This window comes from Pseudomonas sp. Hp2 (assembly GCF_006386585.1).
GTDB lineage: Bacteria > Pseudomonadota > Gammaproteobacteria > Xanthomonadales > Xanthomonadaceae > Pseudomonas_S > Pseudomonas_S boreopolis.
This window is the reverse complement of sequence record NZ_VAHJ01000001.1, coordinates 1,135,420-1,143,602: the sequence shown is the minus strand read 5'-3', so window position 1 is coordinate 1,143,602 and position 8,183 is coordinate 1,135,420. Positions and strand designations below refer to the sequence as shown.

Below are 8,183 nucleotides of genomic sequence, written 5' to 3'. Positions count from 1 at the left end.
TGCCGGCGAACTCTCCAGGAGGTCCCGATGATCCGGGAAATCATCCGCATGGGCGATCCGCGCCTGCTGAGGCTGGCGCCGCCGGTCGAGCGTTTCGATACGCCGGAGCTGCACGCCTTGGTGGCCGACATGTTCGAGACCATGGACGCTGCGCATGGCGTCGGCCTGGCCGCGCCGCAGATCGCGGTGGACCTGCAGCTGATGGTGTTCGGCTTCGATAGCAGCCAGCGCTATCCGGACGCCCCGCCGGTGCCGCGCACCGCGCTGGCCAACGTCGAGATCGTGCCGCTTTCCGACGAGAGGGAAGATGGCTGGGAAGGTTGCCTGTCGATCCCGGGCCTGCGCGCCGTCATTCCGCGCTGGCGCCGCATCCGTTACCGCGGCGTGTTGCCCGATGGCACCCCGCTGGAACGCGAGGCCGAGGGATTCCACGCGCGGGTGGTGCAGCACGAGCACGACCACCTGATCGGCCGGCTGTATCCCTCGCGCATCGTCGACTTCGGCAAGTTCGGCTTCGAGGACGTGCTGTCGTACGAGTTGTGAGCCGGCGCTCGTCGCCCCCGCGAGGGCGGGGCAGTGGCTTCAGCGCGATCTGGGCGAAAGTCGCTGGATCTTCGATCCCCGGCCCCCGCGCACAGCGCGAGGGCGTTCGGCCGGGTTCGAGCCGGTGGCTCGAAAGCGACCCGTCCTCACCCCGCCTGCGCGGGGATGACGGTTTGGCAAAGCCGGGGCCGCGTTGCGGCCCCGGGCCAAATCGTCACTTCAGCGCCTTGAACCGCAGGCGCTTCGGGCCGGCGTCGTCGCCGAGGCGGCGCTTCTTGTCTTCCTCGTACTCGCGGTAGTTGCCCTGGAAGAACTCCACGTGCGAGTCGCCCTCGAAGGCGAGGATGTGCGTGGCGATGCGGTCCAGGAACCAGCGGTCGTGCGAGATCACGAAGGCGTTGCCCGGGAACTCCAGCAGCGCATCCTCCAGCGCGCGCAGGGTCTCGATGTCCAGGTCGTTGGACGGCTCGTCGAGCAGCAGCACGTTGCCGCCCTGCAGCAGGGTCTTGGCCATGTGCAGCCGGCCGCGCTCGCCGCCGGACAGCGTGCCGACCAGCTTCTGCTGGTCCGGGCCCTTGAAGTTGAAGCGGCCGATGTAGGCGCGCGACTGGATCTCGATGCCGTTGATGTTGAGGATGTCCAGCCCGCCGGAAACCTCCTGGAACACCGTGTTGTTCGGTTCCAGCGCGCCGCGGCTCTGGTCCACGTAGGCCAGGTTCACGGTCGGGCCGATCACGATCTCGCCCGAGTCCGGCTTCTCCTGCCCGGTGATCATCTTGAACAGGGTCGACTTACCGGCGCCGTTCGGGCCGATGATGCCGACGATCGCGCCCGGCGGCACGATCATCGACAGGTTGTCGATCAGCAGGCGGTCGCCGAACTTCTTGGAGACGTTCTTGAACTCGATCACCGAGTTGCCCAGGCGCTCGCCCGGCGGGATGAAGATCTCGTTGGTCTCGTTGCGCTTCTGGTAGTCCTGCGATTGCAGCTCTTCCAGCCGGGCCAGGCGCGCCTTGCCCTTGGAGCGGCCGCCCTTGGCGTTCTGGCGCGACCATTCCAGTTCCTTCTGGATCGCCTTCTGGCGCGCCTTCTCCTGGTTCTCTTCCTGCTTCAGGCGCTCGTCTTTCTGCACCAGCCACTCGGTGTAGTTGCCCTTCCACGGAATGCCGCGGCCGCGGTCGAGTTCCAGGATCCACTCGGCGGCGTTGTCCAGGAAGTAGCGATCGTGGGTGACCGCCACCACGGTGCCGGTGTAGCGGGCCAGGAACTGTTCCAGCCACTCGACCGACTCGGCGTCGAGGTGGTTGGTCGGCTCGTCGAGCAGCAGCATGTCCGGCTTCTGCAGCAGCAGGCGGCACAGCGCGACGCGGCGCTTCTCGCCGCCGGACAGGTTGGCGATCTTGGCGTCCCACGGCGGCAGGCGCAGCGCGTCGGCGGCCACTTCCAGCTGGTTCTCCAGCGTGTGCGCGTCGCCGGCGGCGAGGATCGCCTCCAGGCGCTCCTGCTCCTTGGCCAGGGCGTCGAAGTCGGCGCCTTCCTCGGCATAGGCGGCGTAGACCTTCTCCAGCGCGGCCTGCGCCTGCAGCACCTCGCCGACGCCTTCCTCGACGGACTCGCGCACGGTCTTGTTGGGGTCGAGCTCCGGTTCCTGGGCCAGGTAGCCGACCTTGATGCCCGGCTGCGGGCGGGCCTCGCCCTCGAAATCGGTGTCCACGCCGGCCATGATCCTCAGCACCGTGGACTTGCCGGCGCCGTTCAGGCCCAGCAAGCCGATCTTGGCGCCCGGGAAGAACGACAGCGAGATGTCCTTGATGATCTGCCGTTTCGGCGGGACCACCTTGCTGACCCGGTTCATGGTGTAGATGTATTGCGACGACATGCAGTCTCCTGGCGCGCTTTCGGCCCGGCCCGGCGAGCGGACGGGTGGGGGATCTGAAGGGATGCGGCAAGTATAGCGGCAACGCCCGCGGGGCTTGCCGGAGGGCCTGCCGACTGGCCGATAAATGGGGGCGGGGGGTAACCGATTCCAGCCAATGCTGGTTCATCTACATGGCGCAATATTGCAGCCGTGACACCAACGAGCCTTGGAGCCGCCATGAAACCGATCCGTCTGATTGCCCTTGCCCTGACGTCCGTGTTGGCGCTGGGCGCCGTAGCGCCTGCCGCGATGGCCGACGGTCGCGGCCATGGCTGGGACCGCGGCTGGGATCGCGGCGACCGCGACTACGACCGCCACGACCGTCATGACCGCCGGGATCGCTACGACCGTTACGAGCGCTACCAGGGGCGCCGCGACGCCTACTACCGCGGTTACTACGACGGCCGCCGCGACGACCGCTACTACCGGCCGGCGCCGGTGTACCGCGCAGGCCCCCCGTACGGCTGGGCCGTGGGCCGCCGCTACTACGATTCCTACCGCGGCCCGATCTACGTGGTGGACGACTACCCGCGCTACTACCTGCGCCGCCCGCCCCGCGGCTACCACTGGGTCCGCGACGACACGGGCAACTTCCTGATGGTGGCCATCGCCACCGGCATCATCGCCGACCTGGTGCTCAACCACTGACCGGCCCGCCGCAGGCGACGGGAGAAGGGCGCACGGCGACGTGCGCCCTTTTTCGTGGGCCCGCGCGGGCGGCGCCGGCTTTTTGCGGACCGCGTACCGGTATGGGGGTCCCCGGCGGGCGCGAATTGGTCACAAGCCCGCATGGGGCTTACAATTTCCGGCTCCAACCGCCCCCTTCAGCTGCCCCGGAGAGCCGATGTTCCCGCGCGACGCCCGTATCGAAACCTACGATCCCGAACTGGCCAAGGCCATCGCCGACGAGGCCCGCCGCCAGGAGGATCACGTCGAGCTGATCGCCAGCGAGAACTACGCCAGCCCGCGCGTGATGGAGGCGCAGGGCAGCCAGCTGACCAACAAGTACGCCGAAGGCTACCCGGGCAAGCGCTACTACGGCGGCTGCGAGTACGTGGACGTCGCCGAGCAGCTGGCGATCGACCGGGTCAAGCAGCTGTTCGGCGCCGACTACGCCAACGTGCAGCCGCACAGCGGCTCGCAGGCCAACCAGGCGGTGTACTTCGCGCTGCTGCAGCCGGGCGACACCATCCTGGGCATGAGCCTGGCGCATGGCGGCCACCTGACCCACGGCGCCAAGGTCAACGCTTCCGGCAAGCTGTTCAACGCCGTGCAGTACGGGGTGAACGACCAGGGCCTGATCGACTACGACGAGGTCGAGCGGCTGGCGCTGGAGCACAAGCCGAAGATGGTGGTGGCCGGCTTCTCGGCCTACTCGCAGCAGATCGACTGGGCGCGCTTCCGCGCCATCGCCGACAAGGTCGGCGCCTATCTCTTCGTCGACATGGCGCACGTGGCCGGCCTGGTCGCGGCCGGGGTCTACCCGAACCCGCTGCCGCACGCGCACGTGGTCACCTCGACCACCCACAAGACCCTGCGCGGCCCGCGTGGCGGCATCATCCTGGCCAAGGGCGCCGGCGAGGAGCTGATCAAGAAGCTGCAGTCGATCGTGTTCCCGGGCATCCAGGGCGGCCCGCTGATGCACGTGATCGCGGCCAAGGCGGTGGCCTTCAAGGAGGCGCTGGAGCCGGAGTTCAAGAGCTACCAGCAGCAGGTGGTGAAGAACGCCCAGGCGATGGCGGATACGCTGATCGCGCGCGGCTACAAGATCGTCTCCGGCGGCACCCAGAACCACCTGATGCTGGTCGACATGATCGGCAAGGACGTGTCCGGCAAGGACGCGGAGGCGGCGCTGGGCAAGGCCCACATCACCGTCAACAAGAACTCGGTGCCGAACGATCCGCGCTCGCCGTTCGTGACCTCGGGCCTGCGCCTGGGCACGCCGGCGATCACCACGCGCGGCTACCTGGAGCAGGACTGCGTGGACCTGGCCAACTGGATCGCCGACGTGCTCGATGCGCCGGCCGACGAGGCGGTCATCGCCGCGGTGCGCGAGAAGGTGACCGCGCAGTGCAGGAAGTATCCGGTGTATGGTTGAGGAGCCGGGATTCGTGATTCGTGATTGGTGATTCGGAAATGCAAGTGCACGAACCGAGTTGCCGCACGTTTTCGCGGAGCGAGGCGTTCAGCGCTTTTGCCAATCACGAATCACCAATTACCAATCACGGCCCCTGATGCACTGCCCCTTCTGCCAGCACAACGACACCCGCGTGATCGACTCGCGCGTGTCCGAAGACGGCGCCACGATCCGGCGGCGCCGCGAGTGCGAGGCTTGCGGCGAGCGTTTCAGCACGCTCGAGACGATCGAGCTCAAGCTGCCCACCGTGATCAAGAGCGACGGCGGCCGCGAGGCGTTCGACGCGCGCAAGCTGCGCACCAGTTTCGATCGCGCGCTGCAGAAGCGGCCGGTGTCGGAAGAGCAGATCGAGGCGGCGGTGCGCGCGGTGGTGCACCAGCTGCGCATGAGCGGCGAGCGCGAGGTGCCCTCGATCCGGGTCGGCGAGTACGTGATGGCCGAGCTGCGCAAGCTCGACCACGTCGGCTACGTGCGCTTCGCCTCGGTGTACCGCAGTTTCCAGGACGTGGCCGACTTCCGCGAGGAGATCGAGAAGCTGGAGCGCGAGCTGCCGGTCGGCAGCGACCAGCTGCCGTTGCTGGAAGCGGCGCTGGAGCAGGTCGGCAAGACCGGCAAGCGGTGAACGCGCCGCGCATCGTGCGTCTTGCGCAGGTGCCCGGATGCATCGGTGCGCTGGCCCGGGCGCACGTCGAGGCCTTCGGCGCGCTGCAGCCCGGCTGGAGCGTCGAGCAGGCCGCGGCCGAGTTGGCCTCCCATGGCAACGACGGCATTCCCGCCACCTGGGTGATGCTGGACGACAACGATCCGCGGGCAGGCGCTGGGCAGGCGATGGCCTGGCTGGGTTCGGTGAGCCTGCTGCACGACGACCATCCTTCGATCGGCGGCTACTCGCCGTGGCTGGCCTCGCTGTACGTGCGTCCGCGGGCGCGCGGGCGGGCGCGGGCGAAGCGCTGGTCGCGCATTGCGTCGCGGCGGCGCGGCAGTCGGGCATCGCGCGCCTGTTCCTGTACTGCGAATCGTCCTTGGTCGCGTACTACGCGCGGCTGGGCTGGTCGGTGGAGACGCGCGTCGAGCTGCCGCACCTGCCTGCCGTGGCGGTGATGGCGATCGATACCGCGGCCGGGGCCTGATGCCGCACACTGTGCCGCACCGCGTCCCACGGATACCGACGATGAGCAGCGCATCCACCGCTCCCCTTTTCAGCGGCGAAGACCATCGCTGGATGGCACTGGCGCTGCGCCTGGCCGAGCAGGGGGCGTTCACCACGCAACCGAATCCCAGGGTCGGCTGCGTGATCGTGCGCGACGGGGAGGTGGTCGGGCAGGGCTTCCACCGGCGCGCCGGCGGGCCGCACGCGGAGGTGTTCGCGCTGCGCGAGGCGGGCGAGCGGGCACGCGGCGCGACCGCCTACGTGACGCTGGAGCCGTGCGCGCACTACGGGCGCACGCCACCGTGCGCGCTGGCGCTGGTCGAGGCCGGCGTGGCGAAGGTGGTTGCGGCGATGCGCGATCCGTTCCCGCAGGTCAACGGGGGCGGTTTCGAGCGGCTGCGCGAGGCGGGGATCGAGGTCGCCTGGGGGCTGATGGAGGCCCAGGCGCGCGCGCTGAACCAGGGATTCCTGTCGAGGGTGGAGCGCGGCCGGCCCTGGCTGCGCCTGAAGTACGGCGCGAGCCTGGACGGGCGCACCGCGCTGGCCAGCGGGGAGTCGAAATGGATCACCGGCGAGGCCGCGCGCGCCGACGTGCAACGCTGGCGCGCGCGCGCTTCGGCGATCCTGACCGGCGCAGGCACGGTGCTGGCGGACGATCCGTCGTTGACCGTGCGGCTGCCGGCGCCTGCCGAGTTCGTGCCGCCGTTGCGGGTCGTGTTCGACACCCGCCTGCGCTCGCTCGGGCAGGCGAAGGTGCGCGACGGTGCGGCGCCGACGCTGTACCTGCACGCGGCCGGCCTAGTGCCGCCGGCGCTGGACGGCGTGGAGTTCGCCGGCGTGCCGTTGCGCGAGGGGCGGCTCGACCTGCATGCGGCGCTGGCGCTGCTGGGCGAGCGCGGCATCAACGAGGTGCAGGTCGAGTCCGGCGCGGAACTCGGCGGCGCGCTGCTGAAGGCCGGGCTGGTCGACGAACTGCTGCTGTACGTGGCGCCGGTGCTGCTCGGCGGCGACGCGCGTCCGCTGCTGTCGGGGCTGGGGATCGAGACGATGGCGCAGCGCTTGGCGTTCAGGCCGGCCGACGTGCGCCAGGTGGGGGATGACCTGCGCCTGTTGCTGCGCCCGGATGGCGCATGAGGCCGTCGCGGCCGCCGAGGGAGGATTGCTGTGGGAGGGACTTCAGTCCCGACAGGCTTGTGCAGATCTCCTTGCAAGGCCTTCACCTCCCCATGCGCGGGGATTCAAGTGCAAGAGCCGCCGGGACTGAAGTCCCTCCCGCAAGCTGGCGAAGAAGAAGGGCTCCTTGCGGAGCCCTTCGTTCGCGGTGCCGGTCAGAAGCTGGCGCGGACGCCGAGCGACAGCTGGGTGGTGTCGTCGATGAACTGCGCTTCGCCGACCAGGCCCCAGGTGCGGTTGAAGTTGACCTGGCCGCCGAGGTTGCCGACGAATTCGCCCTTGTCGAAGTCGCTGCCGTCCATGTAGCCGGCCTTGATCCACGCTTCGGTGCGCGGCGAGGGCTTGCCGCGCACGCCCACGGTGGCGCGGCCGGCGTTGACGTGCTCCTTGTAGCTGCCGTCGATGCCGACGACGTCGAAGTAGTCGTCGTAGCCGCTCAGCTTCACCTTGGCGTTGAGGCGCAGGTAGGCGATGTCGGCGATGAAGTCGACGCGCTCGGTCCACTCCTGGCGGAAGCCGATGCCGATCTCGGGCTGGCTCAGGGTGTACTTGTCGCGCACGCCTTCGTCGTAGTGGTAGGTCTTCTCGACCTGGGCGAACGAGGCGAAGACGTAGGCCGGCTGGGCGATCTGCCAGGAGCCGCGGATGTAGCCGCCGTTGCCGTGCTCGTTGCCGTCGCCGATGTCCACGCTCAGGCGGGTCCAGCCGGCCTCGACGTAGTTGTAGCTCAGGCCGTCGGCGGCGGAGGCGGCGAAGGGCGCGGCCGCCAGCATGGCAGCCAGGATCAGGGTGTTGCGCATCAGGGGTTTCTCTCCGAATTGATGTCCGTGTCGCCGTCCCGTTGCGGGCCGGCATGCGACAGTCCTGTCGCCGGCGCATTCTAGGTGCCGGCGCGTTCCCTGAACAGGCCGCCGACCGCGGAAAGGCGACATTCCGCCCGCGGAACGCTGCGTGGCGGCAGGCGTTCGTCCCGGGCTGGTAGAATGCCGCGGCCGGTTCGCCGGCATTCCACGAACGTCTTCAGGGCGGGGTGAGATTCCCCACCGGCGGTAGGTGCGGCGCCCTTGCGGCGAGGCACGAGCCCGCGAGCGCTTTCGATGGCATGCGATCACGCCCCGCCGCGTGGGTCCGTGCCTTGGAAGGTCAGCAGATCCGGTCAGATGCCGGAGCCGACGGTCGGCAGGGCCCGGGGCCATGCCGGAAAGTCCGGATGAAAGAAGACGGTACCTGCACGGCGTCCGCGTCGTGCGGTGCCTGTTTGC

8 protein-coding genes and 1 riboswitch are annotated in these 8,183 nt (G+C 69.1%); of the genes, 6 read left to right on the top strand and 2 right to left on the bottom strand.

The window, feature by feature from the left end; all coding sequences use genetic code 11:
* Nucleotides 1-27: 27 nt before the first annotated feature.
* Nucleotides 28-543: a peptide deformylase gene (def, locus tag FD678_RS04745; protein ID WP_140719783.1), complete on the top strand. Its 516-nt coding sequence runs from the start codon at nucleotides 28-30 to the stop codon at nucleotides 541-543.
* Nucleotides 544-757: 214 nt separating this feature from the next.
* Here the strand turns inward: def and ettA are convergent, their stop codons facing one another.
* The gene (ettA, locus tag FD678_RS04740; protein WP_140719781.1) at nucleotides 758-2,422 is read right to left on the bottom strand and encodes an energy-dependent translational throttle protein EttA; all 1,665 of its coding nucleotides are present in this window, start codon (nucleotides 2,420-2,422) and stop codon (nucleotides 758-760) included.
* 216 nt (nucleotides 2,423-2,638) lie between these two features.
* Here ettA and FD678_RS04735 point away from each other — a divergent pair, with 216 nt between their 5' ends.
* From FD678_RS04735 to ribD, 5 genes are all read left to right on the top strand, one after another.
* Complete coding sequence (locus FD678_RS04735; protein WP_140719779.1) at nucleotides 2,639-3,109, top strand: RcnB family protein; 471 nt, start codon at nucleotides 2,639-2,641, stop codon at nucleotides 3,107-3,109.
* Between the two features lie 196 nt (nucleotides 3,110-3,305).
* Nucleotides 3,306-4,559 carry a serine hydroxymethyltransferase gene (gene glyA, locus FD678_RS04730; RefSeq protein ID WP_140719777.1) on the top strand — a complete coding sequence of 418 codons (1,254 nt, stop codon included), beginning with the start codon at nucleotides 3,306-3,308 and terminating at the stop codon, nucleotides 4,557-4,559.
* A 136-nt stretch (nucleotides 4,560-4,695) separates the two neighbouring features.
* The gene (nrdR, locus tag FD678_RS04725) at nucleotides 4,696-5,220 is read left to right on the top strand and encodes a transcriptional regulator NrdR (RefSeq protein WP_140719775.1); all 525 of its coding nucleotides are present in this window, start codon (nucleotides 4,696-4,698) and stop codon (nucleotides 5,218-5,220) included.
* A gap of 37 nt (nucleotides 5,221-5,257) precedes the next feature.
* Nucleotides 5,258-5,728 carry a GNAT family N-acetyltransferase gene (locus FD678_RS20560; protein ID WP_256661856.1) on the top strand — a complete coding sequence of 157 codons (471 nt, stop codon included), beginning with the start codon at nucleotides 5,258-5,260 and terminating at the stop codon, nucleotides 5,726-5,728.
* Between the two features lie 41 nt (nucleotides 5,729-5,769).
* Complete coding sequence (gene ribD / locus FD678_RS04715) at nucleotides 5,770-6,882, top strand: bifunctional diaminohydroxyphosphoribosylaminopyrimidine deaminase/5-amino-6-(5-phosphoribosylamino)uracil reductase RibD (RefSeq protein ID WP_140719773.1); 1,113 nt, start codon at nucleotides 5,770-5,772, stop codon at nucleotides 6,880-6,882.
* A gap of 194 nt (nucleotides 6,883-7,076) precedes the next feature.
* Here the strand turns inward: ribD and FD678_RS04710 are convergent, their stop codons facing one another.
* Entirely contained in the window at nucleotides 7,077-7,721 is a 645-nt protein-coding gene (locus tag FD678_RS04710; protein WP_140719771.1) for a hypothetical protein, read from the bottom strand.
* Nucleotides 7,722-7,933: 212 nt separating this feature from the next.
* Nucleotides 7,934-8,147, top strand: a riboswitch (FMN riboswitch).
* The last annotated feature ends 36 nt before the right edge of the window (nucleotides 8,148-8,183 follow it).